15 protein-coding genes are annotated in these 16,440 nt (G+C 53.4%); 1 reads left to right on the forward strand and 14 read right to left on the reverse strand.

Going from position 1 to position 16,440, the window contains the following annotated elements:
- Window positions 1-47: 47 nt before the first annotated feature.
- From ACX1DY_RS27035 to ACX1DY_RS27100, 14 genes are all read right to left on the reverse strand, one after another.
- Window positions 48-1,565, reverse strand: coding sequence for a DUF4179 domain-containing protein (locus tag ACX1DY_RS27035; protein WP_458967267.1), 1,518 nt, complete (start codon window positions 1,563-1,565; stop codon window positions 48-50).
- 20 nt (window positions 1,566-1,585) lie between these two features.
- A complete protein-coding gene (locus ACX1DY_RS27040) occupies window positions 1,586-2,095 on the reverse strand; it encodes a sigma-70 family RNA polymerase sigma factor (protein WP_458967268.1) in 510 nt (169 codons plus the stop codon).
- 198 nt (window positions 2,096-2,293) lie between these two features.
- Window positions 2,294-4,525 carry an AraC family transcriptional regulator gene (locus tag ACX1DY_RS27045; RefSeq protein WP_458967269.1) on the reverse strand — a complete coding sequence of 744 codons (2,232 nt, stop codon included), beginning with the start codon at window positions 4,523-4,525 and terminating at the stop codon, window positions 2,294-2,296.
- A 570-nt stretch (window positions 4,526-5,095) separates the two neighbouring features.
- Window positions 5,096-5,704 carry a DUF1989 domain-containing protein gene (locus ACX1DY_RS27050; protein WP_458967270.1) on the reverse strand — a complete coding sequence of 203 codons (609 nt, stop codon included), beginning with the start codon at window positions 5,702-5,704 and terminating at the stop codon, window positions 5,096-5,098.
- Between the two features lie 24 nt (window positions 5,705-5,728).
- A complete protein-coding gene (locus ACX1DY_RS27055; protein WP_458967271.1) occupies window positions 5,729-6,412 on the reverse strand; it encodes a cyclase family protein in 684 nt (227 codons plus the stop codon).
- 102 nt (window positions 6,413-6,514) lie between these two features.
- Window positions 6,515-8,329, reverse strand: coding sequence for an adenine deaminase (locus ACX1DY_RS27060; RefSeq protein WP_458967272.1), 1,815 nt, complete (start codon window positions 8,327-8,329; stop codon window positions 6,515-6,517).
- A 3-nt stretch (window positions 8,330-8,332) separates the two neighbouring features.
- The gene (locus tag ACX1DY_RS27065) at window positions 8,333-8,614 is read right to left on the reverse strand and encodes a EutN/CcmL family microcompartment protein (RefSeq protein ID WP_458967273.1); all 282 of its coding nucleotides are present in this window, start codon (window positions 8,612-8,614) and stop codon (window positions 8,333-8,335) included.
- Window positions 8,615-8,645: 31 nt separating this feature from the next.
- Entirely contained in the window at window positions 8,646-9,404 is a 759-nt protein-coding gene (locus tag ACX1DY_RS27070; protein WP_458967274.1) for a hypothetical protein, read from the reverse strand.
- Window positions 9,405-9,412: 8 nt separating this feature from the next.
- Window positions 9,413-9,694, reverse strand: coding sequence for a BMC domain-containing protein (locus ACX1DY_RS27075; RefSeq protein WP_019908484.1), 282 nt, complete (start codon window positions 9,692-9,694; stop codon window positions 9,413-9,415).
- 304 nt (window positions 9,695-9,998) lie between these two features.
- Window positions 9,999-10,364 (reverse strand): BMC domain-containing protein, encoded by a 366-nt coding sequence (locus tag ACX1DY_RS27080; protein WP_458967275.1) that lies wholly within the window; start codon window positions 10,362-10,364, stop codon window positions 9,999-10,001.
- Window positions 10,365-10,402: 38 nt separating this feature from the next.
- Window positions 10,403-11,536, reverse strand: coding sequence for a hypothetical protein (locus ACX1DY_RS27085; RefSeq protein WP_458967276.1), 1,134 nt, complete (start codon window positions 11,534-11,536; stop codon window positions 10,403-10,405).
- 186 nt (window positions 11,537-11,722) lie between these two features.
- Complete coding sequence (locus tag ACX1DY_RS27090; protein ID WP_458967277.1) at window positions 11,723-11,989, reverse strand: BMC domain-containing protein; 267 nt, start codon at window positions 11,987-11,989, stop codon at window positions 11,723-11,725.
- A 416-nt stretch (window positions 11,990-12,405) separates the two neighbouring features.
- Window positions 12,406-13,761: a UbiD family decarboxylase gene (locus tag ACX1DY_RS27095; protein WP_458967278.1), complete on the reverse strand. Its 1,356-nt coding sequence runs from the start codon at window positions 13,759-13,761 to the stop codon at window positions 12,406-12,408.
- Window positions 13,762-14,091: 330 nt separating this feature from the next.
- A complete protein-coding gene (locus ACX1DY_RS27100; RefSeq protein WP_458967279.1) occupies window positions 14,092-14,859 on the reverse strand; it encodes a helix-turn-helix domain-containing protein in 768 nt (255 codons plus the stop codon).
- Window positions 14,860-15,187: 328 nt separating this feature from the next.
- On the opposite strand from ACX1DY_RS27100, the gene ACX1DY_RS27105 reads away from it, so the two are divergent.
- The gene (locus ACX1DY_RS27105; protein WP_458967280.1) at window positions 15,188-16,348 is read left to right on the forward strand and encodes a BMP family ABC transporter substrate-binding protein; all 1,161 of its coding nucleotides are present in this window, start codon (window positions 15,188-15,190) and stop codon (window positions 16,346-16,348) included.
- The last annotated feature ends 92 nt before the right edge of the window (window positions 16,349-16,440 follow it).

Here is a 16,440-nt window from a genome sequence, read left to right on the forward strand (position 1 = left end):
ATCTGGAGACACGCCCACACGCCTTTTGCGATATCTGCGATAATCGCCTATTTCTTTGAGAACAGCTCGATACTTTGCGTCTCCATAATTGGATTCCAAATGTGATCAACCGATATGGTAAGCGGCTGCGGATAAGCTGTGGCTTGATTGTTAAAAAATAAACTCATCTCATGCACTCCCGTACCCTCTCTGGAGGTCGTGGTGCCGCCGAAATTATATAGCGCAGTTTCCCGATTCGTTCTTTCATGCACCCGGCCGTTCGCATCGGTGAAATTGTTGTCGAGCCAAGTGCCGATGTACTCCGCCTGAACCGCCCCTTGTGAATCGGTATAATAAAACAGGTGGGACTCTGTGCGCCGCAGCAGTATCTCTGCCTCAGTCGCATTATGCTCTTGCTTGGATGTGACAATTTCAAAATCGTCTGCCGGTGCTTCAATGACCTGCTGCTTCTTGAGATCGACCACAAATTTCATCCGGTCCGGCTCCAGAGCCGAGATGCCGGCAATCTTCAGCGTGGCGGAGTCCGGCTGGTTAAGCCCGGTATGCTTGAACACCAGCGTCGCCTGCGAGTAGTCTTTGTACTCGGAATTATCGGCCGTGATTCTGCCCGGATAAACCAATTTATTGGTTTGACTCCCGGTTGTTGTGATCAGAACAGGATTAAGTAGGCTGAAAATCCGTTTGGTATTCGCCTTGTCATACTCCAGATCGACATAGGTATTAAGCGGAGTATATTGCACTTGACGTACTTTGATCTTTTGACCGTCCACTGTAAACGTGCGATTCACAGGCAGCGTATGCTCCTGGTCCTTGAACCTGGCCGGATCCAGCTCGAACGATACCTCCAGGCCGGTCCGATACTTGTTGCTGCTGGAAACGAGCGCTTGGTCGGACGTTCCGGTGAGAATCAGAGTGAATTTCACATCCTTGGAATAGGCGATAGAAGACGGATAGTTGGTGGAATAAATAAAATCCTTACTTTGGCCAGGCTGAATCCGGGAGTCGCTATCGTACGCCATTTCCAGGGCTGCGCCTCGATGCGGATATGGAACCTCGAAATCCCCGAATTGAATTTTCGTATCCGCAGGCGCAACTTCTTTATCCGTATCGTTGTGCACGCTGAACAGGATATACACTTTACGGCCATCCGTGACGGCACCGTCCACATCCATGCGGTAACCTTTGTTTGTCGCGCTTTGCCGGACCGGCTTGACCAGATCCCGTTCAAGTATGTCGGCAACCAGCCGATTGTGTAATGGCTGGTTGCGATAGGCCGCAAAATCATTCCAGCTTGTGGTGCTGGCCGCCTGCACTGAACCGCTGAGGCCGGAATCGTCTGTATCCCCGGCTGGCAGGCCGATGGAGGAGAAGATTAGAAAAACGGCTGCCGCCGCGGCCAGTACCGCTCCCACTCCGTAAGAATAGAAACGCCGCTTGCTGCGTTTTTTTCCCTGCGCCATTCCGCTGCGCATTGCATTATAAATTTTCATTTCCCGAATTGTCTCCGCATTTAGATTGACCTCCTGGGCATCCTGAAGCAGGATGCGCTCTTCTTTTTCCGACATTTCTGTCACCTCCCGCATGTTCACAAATAGTTCCGCAACTGCCTCAGTCCTTCGCGCAGCCAGGTTTTGATCGTGCCTTCGGGCTTGTTCAGCACCTTGGCAATTTCGGCGGTCGTCATATCCTGGTAATATTTGAGCATCACAACATGCCGATATTTCGGCTTCAACCGGTTCATCGCCCGCTCCAGATCGAGCCGGTCGCTGCTTCTCATCTCCTGAGTTTCTTTCTCCTCCAGCTTCTCCGCCGGCACGACGCGCTTTTTGCGTCGTAGCTCATCCATGCAGCAGTTGATGGTAATCCGGATTAGCCAGGGCGCGAAGGCCTGCTCGTTTTTGAGCTTTTTGCGCTTCATCCAGGCCCGGCACGACGCTTCCTGCACCGCTTCCAGGGCATCCGCTTCGGAACGCAGATAGCTGAACGCGATCGCATACAGTTTACGGTGCTCGCCCGCAAGCCGCTGAAAGAATACCTCCTCATCCATCAGTGTAAAATCCGCTGTATTGGCCTTGTTCATTATGTTCTCCACCATTCAACACCCCCCTCTTCCTTGTTTGTGCCTCACTATGGAAGAAGTCGCCCCAAAAATTTGTTTTCGCAAGTAAGACGGAGCTGACCGGAAAAACGATTGATTTTTTTCTAAATTAAAACACATACAAGAATAGGCCAACCAGTAGTTTCTGGCTGACCTAATAAAAAAGACACCCCTAAAGGTGTCTTAAGACCAATACTATGCGTGTTTGGAACGGCGGTAGTCGTTAGGAGTGGTACCGAAGCTGCGCTTGAACATCCGGTGCAGGTAAGAGCTGCTAGTGAAGCCGCAGCGTTCGGCAATGGTCGTCACGGGCAGGTCGGTGTTCTCCAGCAGGCTGCATACCTCGCGCATCCGCACCTCCAGAATGACGTCTACGATACTCGTCAGCGTCTGCTGCTTGTAAAGACGGCTGATATAAATCGGGGACATATCCAGTTCATCCGCGATTTGATTGAGGCTTAGGCTGGGCTCCATGTAAGCCCCGTTGATCTTTTGATTAATCAGGCGGACCAGATCATGCTGCTTGGAGCTTTTTTTCTCGGCCAGCTGTTCGTACATCCCGCTGAACAGGGCGAAAAAGGCCTGCTCCAGCTCATCGACGGTTTCTACAGAATCCAAAGTGGGCAGTTCAACGTCTCCCTCACTTTGTAAACGATTACGTTTCTGGACAGTATTGATGATTTCCTTGATCGTTACACTGAGCCTCGATACGGCGAGCTGAACCGTTGGGAACGGATAGGCTGCTGTCTCGCGGATAATGCTGCTGAAATGCTCCCGGGCATCTTCTATTTTACCGCTCATGAGGGTATCCACGAGCTTTTTCTCTTTTTCAGTAGGGTAGTGGTAGGCATTGGCCTGAAACTCACTGATGGACCCAGCGCTGATTATGCAGCCGTGCCCATAGAACAGCCTGTGCTTAGATGCTTCTCTAACCTGCTTGTATAGCTGATGCAACTGCTGGGGATTGTGGTCAATATGGCTGTAGGTCAACGTAAGGCTGATCTTCAAGTAGTCGGAGCAGGCCTGCTGAATCTGCCGGAGCAGGGTTTCGATCAGCACTGTGTCCGTATATTCCTTGGAATCAACGATGTTCAGGAGCACAAGAATGCCGTCATCATTCATATCAACGGTCTCTACCCGGTAGGTCTGGCCGCAAATTTCGGAAGCAATGTTCATAATCGCAAACTTATAGGCCAGCAAATAGGAGGAACGGGCCTCCCTGAACTCTTTGTAATCGTCAATCCGCAGCAGGATCAGGCGATAATCATCGCTAAAGGTAAAATGGATGCCGAGCTGCTGCAGCTTCTCCACCTGCTGAATGGATTGCAGAGGCTTCAGGCCGAGGACAAGGTCCCGTAGCGTATTTTGTTTGATCGTAAACATGCTATCGCGTTTTTCGCTCTCCAGAACATTCATCTCACTGACAATCCGGTCAATCGGCAGATAGAGGCTCCGTGACATAAGCCAGGAGAAGCCGATGCCTGCAACAAATATAACCGCTGCAATCAGCAGGGTGGCGTTACGGATGTTATTGGTCTGCTCGGTGATAATGTCATAAGGTGTAATGCGCACATACTGCCAGCTTAAATCATCCGGCGCCGTATAGGAGATCAGCGAACTCTTTCCACCGAATTTGTCGATAAAATAACCGGCCTGCTGCCCCTTGATCCGCTGCTGAACCCAGTCCGCTTCCTGTGGAGACAATGGCTGCTGCTCCAGCGTGTTGCCGGACAGAAAAGCCCCTTGGTCGCCAAGAATAAAGGTTGCGCTTCTGGAATCTGCCGGACTGGTAATCTCCTTGTTGATCCAAGGAGCGGAAATATTGACGATAACAGCAGAGTTAATCGCCCGGTCCCAGCCGATGGCATCATAGCATAAAAAGGTGTAGGCCCGGACCTGGTCGTTCTGCTCGGCACCGTTCGAATATACCCGGGGAATCGGTGTGAACGGCTTGTATTCCTGATAGTGGTTCAGAATATCCAGAATATTGGTGTCCTCGAGCTCTTTTTCGGTAAATACGCCGTTCTGGCCTTCGGAAGAGGAGATGTACAGCCGCCCGCTTGTAGGATTGTAGACATAAATGGATTCGATATAAGGCATGGAACTCAGATAGTTCCGCAGCTCTGACATAGCGGCCGTGACATCATAGATATCCGGTTTGTCGTAGAAAACAATTTTGGAGACGGTGCTGTTGCGGTAAATTTGAAATGAAAGCGATTGCGCCGCTTCGGTCATGTTAACAACCTCTTTGCTCGTTTGGGTCAGGTTGCTGAGGTCGGAGCGGAAGGCTTGTGTTTTCTCCACGCCAATGTAGTACTTGTAGTAAATAATGGTAGATACGAGGAAGGTTAAGGATACACATAACGTAATACTGACCAATATTTTGCTGTAAAGTGCTCTTTTGTTGCCGATCTTGTTCAGTCTCATAAGCATCCCCCTAATTCACTGTGTACTGACGTATTCGTCATCTCATCTCTTTATTGTTCACAGTAATAGTATAATCTTCACACCGTGAACAGAACAGTGGATCAAGCTGGAAACAGTGTACAAAGATGATGTTCGGGGCAGTGAACAAATCTAATTTTTATGTACAAAAGCTACAATGTGCGCGGAAGTAATGGCTGCGGGGCGAAGCTGGAGGGTGGTGTGTACAGCCTGCTGTGGCAAGCTGGATCATTTGAATAATTGATTTCTCGCCGGCTGAGAGAACAATGAGCGACCTCGGCATGCATAACTCTGAACTCACTTTGAAATGCCTGATAAAAATAAAGGGAAAAAGCCCCGCTACTTTGTATGAAAGCACCATTATCCACGGGTCAAGGGGAATTTCTCCCTGTAAAATCGCCCAATCTACCACGGAAAGGGCTACCGGCCAAATATAGGGGGAGGTTTTCCCTCAATTTTCTCAAAACACCTGCTCCTGCCTAGAATAGAGGGAGATTTTCCCGCTATGAAGGTCCCGGCATAGGAAGTGAAGCAGATGACTGCGCGGCTTGGCTAGCCTTCGGCAATCTGCATTTGGAGCGGGGTGACCTTGAAGCCGTTGACGGGGGCTAAATCCTGCGAGCAGGAGGAGAGGGCGACGATCACATCGGTAAGCGCCAGCAGAGCCACATAATCTCCGGGCTTCGAGAGCGGTTCCTCAATTACATAATCGAGGTTCTCATCAAGTGCATTGTTCATGAACCAGTTGATGGGATCGGGGATTTCCAGGTGGCCGAGCTGGTATTTGTGCAGCGCCTTCTGCAGATTGTCATGGCAGTTCGGATGCTCCTCCAGTCCGAAATCGACCTTGTAGCGGTAATAGTCACAGGCCGGGAAAAAGAAATCATGCTTGCCCACGGTATCCTTCGTTAGCTGCATGAGCGGTCTCCGGCGGTTGCTGTACAGCCCGTCGCCGACCTTCAGCCGGATGCTGCTGAGCGAGGAGCGCATATGCACCGGCGAGACATGCTCGCCCGGGTCCTCCGCATTGAAGCAGATAAAATCGCCGACCTGCTTGCCTTCCACATCAATGATATAGAGAGTCTGGCCCTTGCGTACGCGGAGGCTTCTGCCCTCATAGGGAGGGACCGTAATTTCCTCAACGATATTGCCGCTTCTCATGTTATCTTCACCTGCCTAAAGTGTTTAGTCAACGAACACCGCGACGGCCCGGACAGGGGAGCCGGTGCCTTTACGGATTTTGAGCGGGAGTCCAAAGTACAGGAAGCGCTTTTGAGCGATTTTATCCAGATTGCACAGATTTTCTGTATTGGTCATTCGATACTCACGGCAGACCAGATGACCGGAAAACCGTGTATCCAGCGGATTGTCGATGGAAGGGGCATCAATGCCGATGTTGACAATGCCCTGTTCCGCGAGCCACTTGGCCGCCTCGTAGTCCAGCCCGGTGTAGCGGGTCAGCCATTCATCCGTGCCGTAGGTGCGGCTATAGTGTCCGGTATAGAGCAGCACGATGTCGCCTTTGTCGAGATGAAGATACCCTCTGTGCAGCGCTTCCTCCAGGTCATGGCGGGTAATATAGCTGTCAGGCGAAATATGAGAGACGTCAAGGCAGACGGCCGGTCCGTAAAAATACTCCAGCGGCATCTCGTCGATGGCCGGGCCTTGCGGATCATATTCGTAGATGGCGTCGCTATGGGTGGGACCATGCTCATTGATGAGCAGATTGTTCGTGGCGAACTCGAAGCCCAGCTTCTGGCGGCTCTCCTCATGGCTCATGTTGGGAAAGATCATCGTTTTCTGATGGGGCGGGAATACCGGCATTCCCTGATAAATTTCCTGAGAGAGGTCAATGACTTGAATTCCCATGAAAGACACCTCCTTATGTGTGAGAGTCAAAAGCGTCCCGCTGCTCCGGCAGGCGCTGCCGTTAGCGGGAATATTGGCTGTCAAAGCCGTACGTGCAAGCCCTTAAGCCAGCGGCGGCAGCACGGTGAAGGCATCGGCGTCGATCAGGCCGACGTCGGTGATTTTCCACGCCGGGCTGGTGACGAGCGAGAGGAAGGACAGGTGCATGAACGGCACATGCAGCGTGCAGCCCAGCTCCTCGCGGGCCAGCCGGTGCAGCTCGGTAATTCTGGCGCTCATTTCCTTGCCGGTCAGCTCGTCGGTCATCAGCCCGCCGATGCGCAGGGGCAGATCGCCGACCACCTTGCCGCCTTCGATCATGGCAATTCCGCCGTCCATCGCGATGACGCGGTTGACTGCCGTCACCATATCGGCGTAATTGGTGCCGGTAACGATGATGTTATGGGTATCATGCGCTACGCTCTCGGCAATGGCCCCGGCCTTCAGCTTCATGCCGCGCACAAAGGTCTTGCCGATCTTGCCGCTGCGGCCATGCCGCTCGACAACGAGCAAGGGCAGCAGATCCTCTTCGACAGAGGGCTGCACAACCCCGTCCTTGACGGCGGCAGTGTAGATGCCGGCCCCGGTCAGGTTCTGATCGGGAATCACCTCGATGGCACGCACCTGCACGCTGCCGTGTGCGCCGCCGGAGGACAACTGCAGCTCTTCCAGCTTGACGGGCTTGCGTTTGACGGATTTTTTGACGGAGTCGGGATACTTGTAGGAGGGAATCTCACGGGTAAGCTCGCCATTCTGGGCGACCTTGACTCCGCTGATGTACACCTCAGCAATCGTCATTTGCGCTAGATTGCTGATAACGGCAATGTCGGCTTTGGCCCCTGGAGCCAGTAGACCGATATCCTCGAAGCCAAAATGGGTGGCCGGATTGATCGTCACCATTTGGATCGCCTCAACCGGGTCAATGCCCACGGCAATAGTCCGGCGCACAATATCGTTCATGTGTCCGTGCTTCAGCAGATCCTCGGGCACCATATCATCGGACACCAGGATAGCCCGCCGGGAATCCATGCCCTCCTCGGTAATCGCCCGGATGCATTCAGCCATATTCCGCTGCGAGGAGCCTTCGCGCAAGAAGACACTGACGCCGTAGCGCAGCTTCTCCATCATTTCTTCCTTGGTCGTCGTCTCATGGCAGGAGACATGGCCGCCGCCGCAGATGATGTGGGCGGCAAGCTCCGGGCCGGACAGGCCGGGGGCGTTGCCCTCAATGCTTTTGCCGATGGACTTGGCGTAAGAGACGGAAGCGAGCAGATCATCAATGAGATAAGGCGCATTGCGGTACACGGGATGAACATTGCTGAATCCCTGCAGCTCACCGATTCCCTGCACATAATCATCGCTTAGCAGCACCTGCATATCCTTGGAGCCGATGTCGGCGCCGGCGGTCTCCAGGCCAGGCACATCTGGCGTGAGACAGGGGACGGTGAACAGGACGCGGTTCGGCAAGGTTTTGGCTTCTTCAATCATTGCCTTCATGCCGGGGACACCCAGCACATTGCCGATTTCATGCGGATCAGCGATCAAGGTTGTTGTGCCTGTAGGAATGGACAGCTTGGAGAATTCCGTAACGGTCAGCATCGCGCTCTCAAAATGCATATGCGAATCAATGAACCCCGGACTGATAAACTTCCCGCTCATATCCCTGGTGACGGTGGCAGGACCGATCAGCTTGTCGGCTTTGCCCACAAGCAGGATACGGTCGCCTTTGATTGCAACATCGCCGGGATAGATCTCCCGGGTGATCACGTTGATAATGTAGCCGCCTTTCAGCACAAGGTCGGCGTGAAGATGATCGGACAGCAGGACATCAATCATCCGCCGCCGCTGGATCGCATCTTTAATCTCTGTAGTCAGCATATGCTACAAACCTCCTGCTCCGGGACAATCCACACTGTCCACAATACCCACAATTGCGGCGTCGATGGGGGCATTCGGATGCTGTGTCGCTCTTGACGCCACGCTGCCGATAACGTAAATGACCGTCTCCCCGATGCCCGCGCCAACTGTATCGACGGCAATAACCGGCTGCCCGGCGGGGGTGCCGGCCGGAAGAATCGGCTGTATAATCAGCAGCTTGGCGCCGACGAGATTCTCATCCTTTCTCGTCGCGACGACGTGCCCGGTAATGAGTCCCAGCTTCATGTGAATGTCACCTCTTTGATTTGAATGCGTCTTATTGGAATAGCAGATCTATTCCGTACTGTCTGGCGGTATCCGCAGCAAGCGGTGTGACTACCGCAGGCCCGTTCAGCGCGATGGAGGTTCTGCGCAGCTTGTTTGCGGCGTAGATGTCCTCTGCGGTCAGAACCTGCTTTTTGTGCGCCGCTGCTTTGCTGCCGGACGCACCGGACAGCCACTTGCACACCTGATCCGGCTCAAGGAGCTTGATGCCGTAGCCCTCGATTTTGCTGAGCATAGCGTGCATCTCGGCTTTGAGCAGAGGGGAGGCCTGCGCTAGTCCCTGCTCGCCCCAGCGGTAATGCTCCGGCTCCGCGCCAAGCGCCAAAGCTGCGACCGGTTTACCGGCACATAGCGATGCTACGATCAGATTCACGAAGGGATGGCCGGTATCGAGCCGGGTTAGCCGGGAGAGCAAGGACAGCGACAGCACTGGAATAAACAGGGCATCGGCATCCGTAGTTCCCGGAGAGCATGGGGAGGAGGTGGGGATGACCAGATCATCCACCCCGGTGCGGCTGGCCAGCTCCCTGGCGCTTATTGCAGCAAGGAATTGCTCCTCCGCCCATAATCGTAGCCGAACCTTTTCGCTACTTAGGCTGTGTACCGCCGCAAAACCTTCCTCCATGTCGATAAAATGTCCGGCCAGCAGCACCAGAACCCGGGGATAGTCCTCCTGCAGCGCCGCCGCTCGTGACCGGTAAGACAACCCCAGCAGGGCATTGGCTGCAACCGCGCTACGCCGGCTGTCCATTGGAGCGCTTATTCAATGCCTTTGGACAGCAAGGCCCGTTCGACTTCGCTGTGCGGACGTGGAATAACATGGACGGACACCAGTTCTCCGACCCGTTTGGCGGCAGCGGCTCCCGCATCGGTAGCGGCTTTCACGGCGCCTACGTCTCCGCGGACCATGACGGTAACGAGACCGAAGCCGATTTTTTCATACCCGCAAATTTCCACGTTCGCTGCCTTGACCATTGCATCCGCAGCTTCAATCGCGCCTACCAGACCTTTGGTTTCAATCAATCCGAGTGATTCTCCCATTATAAAAACCTCCATGAAATTATTGGGTGTACTTAAGCGAGTTAAGAGTTAGAAGCTTGTGAGTTACGTGCTAAGGGTTAAGGGTTACGTGTTAAGAGCTGAGAGCTAAGAGCTACGTGTTAAGAGTTAAGAGTTCAGAGTTAAGAGTTAAGCGCTGCTAAATTAAGAGTTACGAACTGCGAAGGTATGAGGTATGACCAAAGGCCAGAAAAGATTCCAGCGCTTGGTTGCCCAAGCAGATTAATAGCTTATTGACCGTTCTAACTTGGTTGACGCTTCTACTGTGCAGGAGGTACGGCGGATTTTATTCCGGTTCATCCGGCAGCTTCTTGTCGGCGGGTTCCTTAGAATCGGTCGCAACAATGTTGTGTTCTAGCGGAGCAAGAAGGAATTTCGTCAGTATTTTGCTGCTGACATCCTCGTGGGCCTTGGCGATGACGTGGGCGGAAATCACTTTCCCGACACGCTGCGCTTCTGCTTGGCCCGCCTCCACCGAAGCGCTGACGGCAGCGACATCTCCGCTCAGATGAATGGTTACTCCAAGTGAACCGCCGACGCCAATAATTTTTTCGACCGCCACTAGCTGCACATCTGCCGCTTTCAGGGCCGCATCCGCAGCAGAAACGGCGGTAGTGTATCCAAGTGTCTCAATCAATCCCAATGCTTGCATATCTACGGCCTCCCCTTCTATTGATCTGCATCAGTGGCCTATGGCCGCTGTTCAACCATTAAGCTGTTCAAAGCAGGCTCTAGAGCAGTTATCCCGGCCGGGGTCCCGCTTATAATACAGCAGCTAAGCTCCGCGCGGAGGCTCAGGCCAGCATCGGGCTGGCCGTACAGCAGCTGCTCCGCAGTCCCGATGCTGCTCCAGCGGGAACCGGCGTCAATCACGGCTATAGCTTCCTGCAGCCCTGCGCCCAAATGCCGTCGCAGCAGGGGACCGGGATTTGGGCTGACGTATACTTGGACAGGCCGCGCGGCTCCGCTGTGCAGCCGTTTCGCCATTTCTGTCAGATGGCGAGTTATTCCACCGGCGTCACTGCTGAACAGCATAAGCTCGAATCCGCTTCCGGCAGGGCTCCAGCGGACATCAGCCTCCAGTCCTGGATCTGCAGAGAGCAGCTCCTCAGCGGCGAAGAGCTGTCCCGGATGGCAGGCCGGGGCAAGCAAAATCCCCGCCGAGCTATAATTGCGGCCGGATATGCCAAGCAGCGGGCGCAGCCTGCTGCTAATCTCGGGGAACAGCCAGCTCTCCATTTCTCCAGGAGTGGGGAGGCGGCAGGGCTCCTGCGAGCCGGGGGCCCATAAGGCAGGAAGCTCCGAATAAGCGGAGGCCGCGCGGGAGTTCTCCCCAGCGATCCGGGGCGGGGAGGGCTTAACCGGCAGGGTACGCAGCAGCAGAGGAGACAGACACTGTTCGGCAAACTGTCTGTTTTGAAACTGTCTGTTCTGAAGCTGTCCGCCCCCGGCAGCGCGGGTGATCAGCCCCAGCCGTTTATCCGCTTTTTCCTTCTGGTAATTAATTCGTTTGATCTCCCCGGACGGTTTGCTGCAATTTCCCGGCTGTAAGCACGTATACGGGCAATCTGCTTTGCTGTTCGCTGTACAGGCGTGGACAGTTCCGCCAGCCGTGGAAAGAGTGGGGGCGCCAGTTGTGTCATAGCTTCGGACAGTTCCCGGAGCGCTGGGAACGCTGGAAGCGGCGTAAATGCTGGAAGCAGCGGAAACGCTGGATGAAGCGGTAAGGCTTGATTTAGCCTGAGTGGACGCAGTCCCGGAAGCTGCCGGGTGGTGGTTTCTCAGCAGCACCTCGGTGACAATATTTTTCATGAAATCGGACATGATCATCACCCCCTCAAGGTTTTGAGTAACATTATATTTGGGTCAGAGAGAAGCTGGGATTTGGTCTATTGCAGCGAATAGCGGGTTTATGGTCCTGACCTATAATGAAGAGGCGCAGGGCGGAAAACCGTTACCGCCTGAGGGTATGAGCTTTACTTAGGTGGTGGCTCCCGTTTGGCAGCGAGGCTAAAAAAGAATTTTGGCTAAATCATGATGCGGCCGCGGGATGACATTTGAAGCCAAAAGCTCGCCGCCCGTTCGCCCGTATGATGCAGCCCCAGCCCCCACGGCTGCTTGCACAGCGGCAACATCGCCTTCGACAATTACGGCCACCAGGCCGGAGCCTACCCGATTGAAGCTGACCAGCTTCACATTTGCGGCCTTGCACATGGCGTCCAGCGCCTCCAGCGCCGGGGTCAGTCCCCGGGTCTCAATTAATCCGATAGCTTGCATGATCCACCTCCTTATAAGCTTTGCTGCGCAAAGCCGGCATCGAAAGCATAAGCTGGGTTTTGCCGGAGAAAAGCGGAAATCGTACGCATCGACACTTGCTCTGAGTAACAAGGTTTCATCGGCTTACATTTGCCCGGATAATCCAAGCAACCGGCATAATACCTGATGGCCGTCCGCCAATCTGCTGTATTTCGTACACTAGATAATCTTCGTAGCTAGTCGAATCAGAGTTCAATTGCATTTTGTACAATTGAATCTGGGAAATTGGCCCTTAAAGGGCATTTCTCGAATAATCTATTGCAGGAACTACAATAGAATGAGATTTTGGGCTGAAATTTGCTTCATCTATTGCACATTCTACAATCACCGCTGGAGCTGCAAATTGCATCTAGCCCGGCCCGCCTTGATTATTTCCCTTACAAATACATGGCCAGCTCAATCTCATCCTGGCCGGGGATGTGAGTGCGGCGGTAATGCTCAGCTTCGGCCAGCGGGAAGGTGGCGTCGATGCCCATCTTGGCCGAGACTCCCCGCAGGTTGTGCGAAGGCTCCAGCGGGGAGCCTTTCGCGCCTGTGACGATGAACGTGTCCAGGTCCGCCTGCACCCGGGTGGCGATGGCCCACTCGACATCGAGCGGGTCAAGCAGATTGACGTCCTCGTCGACCACGACGACATGCTTCAGGTCCTTGTCGCTGGCGAAGGCGGCGAGCAGGGCGGTTTTGCCGTCGCCTTCGTTCACCTTGCGGATGCGGATCACCGCATGATAGCGGCCGACGCCGCCCATGCTGATATGCACATCCTGCACGCCGGGAACCACCTGGCGGATGGAGCCGAGGAGGGCGATCTCCCGGGAGATCGCCATGGGCAGCTTCTCCTCATAGCTGGCCGGGAGGATGGTCTGCCAGATTGGGCTGTTCCGGTAGGTGACAGCGGAGAACTCGACCACCGGCTGCTCCGTGCGCGGCCCGTAGTAGCCGCCCAGCTCGCCGAACGGGCCTTCCGGCTCGCGGATGCGGGGGAGAATCCGGCCCTCGAATACGACCTCGGCTTCCGCCAGCACCTCCAGGTCGACCGTCTTGCAGCGGACCACCTCCAGCGGCTGGCCGAGCAGAGCTGAGGCGACCTCCAGCTTGTCGACATGGAACAGATGGGTGCTGATCTGGGAGGCCAGCACCACCGCCGGCACAATGCCGAACATAAATGCCGCCTCCATCGGCTCACCGCGCTCCTCGAATTCCCTGAACTGCTGGAACAGCTCAGGGGAGGAGATCAGAATGCTGGTGCGGTTGCCTTCCAGCAGTTGCATGCGCCGGATGGAGGTGTAACGCTTATGCCCATCCGCGCCTTTAACAACCATGACGCCGGAGACATAATAGGCTCCGCTGTCCAGTGCATTGTAGGTGCACACCGGGAACAGCTCCCGCAGGTTGAACCTGCCGGTGAGCACGTTGTCGTGCACCGGAGCCTGCTCCCGGCTGCGCGTCGGCAGCGGTTGGACCACGGCCTCGATCAGCCGGGGCAGCAGCTCCGCAGGCTGTATCTCCATGCTCTCGGCCATCAGCTCCTTGGAGCCGCCAAGACCGGCAGCCATCGGCATGTCATAGCCCTTGACCTTCTGGAACACCAGCGGATGTGCTCCCTTGACCGCTTTGATCACTGCCCCAAGCTCAAACCGCGGGTCAACCTCCCTGCGGATATGCAGCAGCTTGCCGGTCTGCTCCCAATGCGCAAGCAGCCCGCGTATGTTCATAAAAGCCATAGTACAAGACACCTCCAGCTAGTCATTAACTTCGATCACTCCTAAAAAAAGCAAAAAAAGAAGCCGCAGAAATAGAGAGTCTCTTCTCTAAATCGCGGCTTCCTTCATTCTGTAAACAGAAATGGGGCAAACCTTATGTTGAGGCGGCTTATCAGGATGCAATCGAGATGAAGCCGTTGATGTTGCAAGAATAATCTGCACTATAAACCGGGTTCAGCCATATTCCCAACTGCAAGATAAATCCCGCAAATATGGGGGAAGCCAGCCGGTACAAGTCATAATCGCGTAAGCTTAAGTTCCATTATAGTGAAAACCTGCGAAAAGTAAATAATCAATGTTACATTAATTCACTTCACTTTTCTTCTTGCTGCTGATGCGGAAGGTGCGCGGAGATACTCCAACCTCTCTTTTGAAAATATTGCAGAATTGAGCATCGTTCACGAAGCCTGCAGCCGAAGACACCTCGGAAATATGCATTTGGTTATGCAATAGCAGGGACTTGGCATAATCCAGGCGTTTCAGTAAAAGATAACGGTGCGGTGAGTGTCCAAATCTTTCCTTGAATAAATGCCGGAACCGGTCATAGCTGTAGCCGGACATTTCTGCCAGCGATGCGACCGAAAGCTTGTGGCGGTAATGCTCATTCATATAATTCAGCATGTACTGCATCTGGTCCTCTGCCGGGGAGTGAAAATCCGACGCGCCAAGCAGACGCTGCAGAAATACGGTGATCTCGCTCATCTGCAAATTCAGCAATTCGGCGAACCCGTCGCGCTTGCGCTTGAACTCTGCATTCATCCGCTGCAGGGTTTGCAGTACGGTGTGTTCCTTATCATCGTCATACACGCCGTACAGGGTATTGATAATCGGATTGCCGCAGTTGAAGCCGACGAACAGAACCTCCGGTCTGGGCTGATGATTCTCGTCATGCTTGAAATTGGGCGGAATCAGCGCGAAGGTGAAGGGCCGGAAGTGGAAGCTGCGGTTTCCGATGCTCGTGGTCCCATGGCCGTGAATGTAATACACAAGCTCGAAACACTCATGCTGATGCGGGGGAATATACGTATTCGCTTCATGCTCTGCATTTACAATATATAGGACACGATCCATGATGCCCCTCCATTTCTCATCATTTAGCCGAATCATGCAAAAATTTGACCGAAAGCATATAAATATTTAGTGATCGATTTGTTATGATCGTATCAATAAAACCGAAGATTCGCAACCAGACTGGCCATCTTGTTCGGGAATTGCAAGGTTTTACGACAAAATGTAACATGAATTGTTTGGTTTTCAACCTGATTCACTCATTTTCAATATTTCAAGTGTCTTTTGCCCAAGCACCACATAAAGAAGGATATATCAAAACGTGCAATTGGAGCATTATGCTGTTTCCTCAGTGGTTAATCAACTTCAAACAGGGGTGTGAACTTACAAAATGAAAAAGAATGTTCTGGCTTTAATGTTGCTGGCGGTAATGGTACTGGTCACTGCGTGTGGGAGCAACTCGTCAGGCAATGGAAATGCTGCGAATGCAGGAACAAATGCAGGAACGAATGCGGGAACAAATACGAAAGGCGAAGGAGCTGCCGCAGGGGACAAGCTGAAGGTTGTACTGCTGATTCCGGGGACACTGGGAGACAAGTCGTTTTTTGATGCAGCCAACAGCGGTTTGCAAAAGGTGAAGGACGAGCTTGGCGCGGAAACCAAAGTGGTGGAAATGGGTACCGACAAGACGAAATGGGAGCCTACCTTCAATGATATCGCCGCTGAGGATTGGGATGTGGTCATCTCGGGCGGATCGGAAATTACGGAAATGTTCAATGCAACTGCTGAAGCAAATCCGGATAAAAAATTCATCAACTACGACACTGACATCGAAGAAGCACCAGCAAATATGTACAACATGTCCTACGCAACCAATGAAGTTTCTTTTTTGGCCGGAGCTGTAGCGGCGCTTGCCACTAAGTCCAACATGCCGAACGCTAACAAGGACAACGTTATTGGATTCCTAGGCGGGATGGATATCCCCGGCATTAATGCGTTCCTCGTCGGCTACATTCAGGGAGCGCAATATGTTGATCCTGATGTGAAGGTGGCGGTATCCTACGCGGGCGATTTCGTGAATCCGGCCAAGGGCAAGGAGCTGTCGCTGATCCAGTATAACTCGGGCGTGGATGTGATTTTCAACGTAGCAGGCGGTACAGGGCTTGGAATCTTTGATGCAGCCAAGGAGAAGAAGAAATACGCCATCGGCGTCGATTCTGACCAGGCAATGCTGCTGAAGGACACGGATAGTGAAAAAGCCAATCTGATCGTTACTTCCGCCATCAAAAAAATCGACATGGCCATTCTCGGAGCAGTGAAAAAGCTGCAGGAAGGCACGCTGCAAATGGGCAAACGTGATGTGCTGGGCTTTGTGGAGGACGGTGTAGGCATCGCTGAGAATGACATTTACAAAGGCGTATTCCCGGCGGACCTGCAGGCTAAGGTAGAAGAAGTGAAGCAGAAGCTGATCAGCAAGGAAATTAAGGTCGACAATGCGATGGGAATGGAAACATCCGAAATTGAAGCGATCCGTAATGCGGTTAAACCTTAAGAACAATCATTAATAAAACAGCTCACGCAGTTGGAATCTCTTCCTTGCACGAAGGGTTCCAACTGTCTATTTTTGCAGATCACCTATGTTGA

The organism is Paenibacillus sp. BAC0078, from assembly GCF_054483875.1.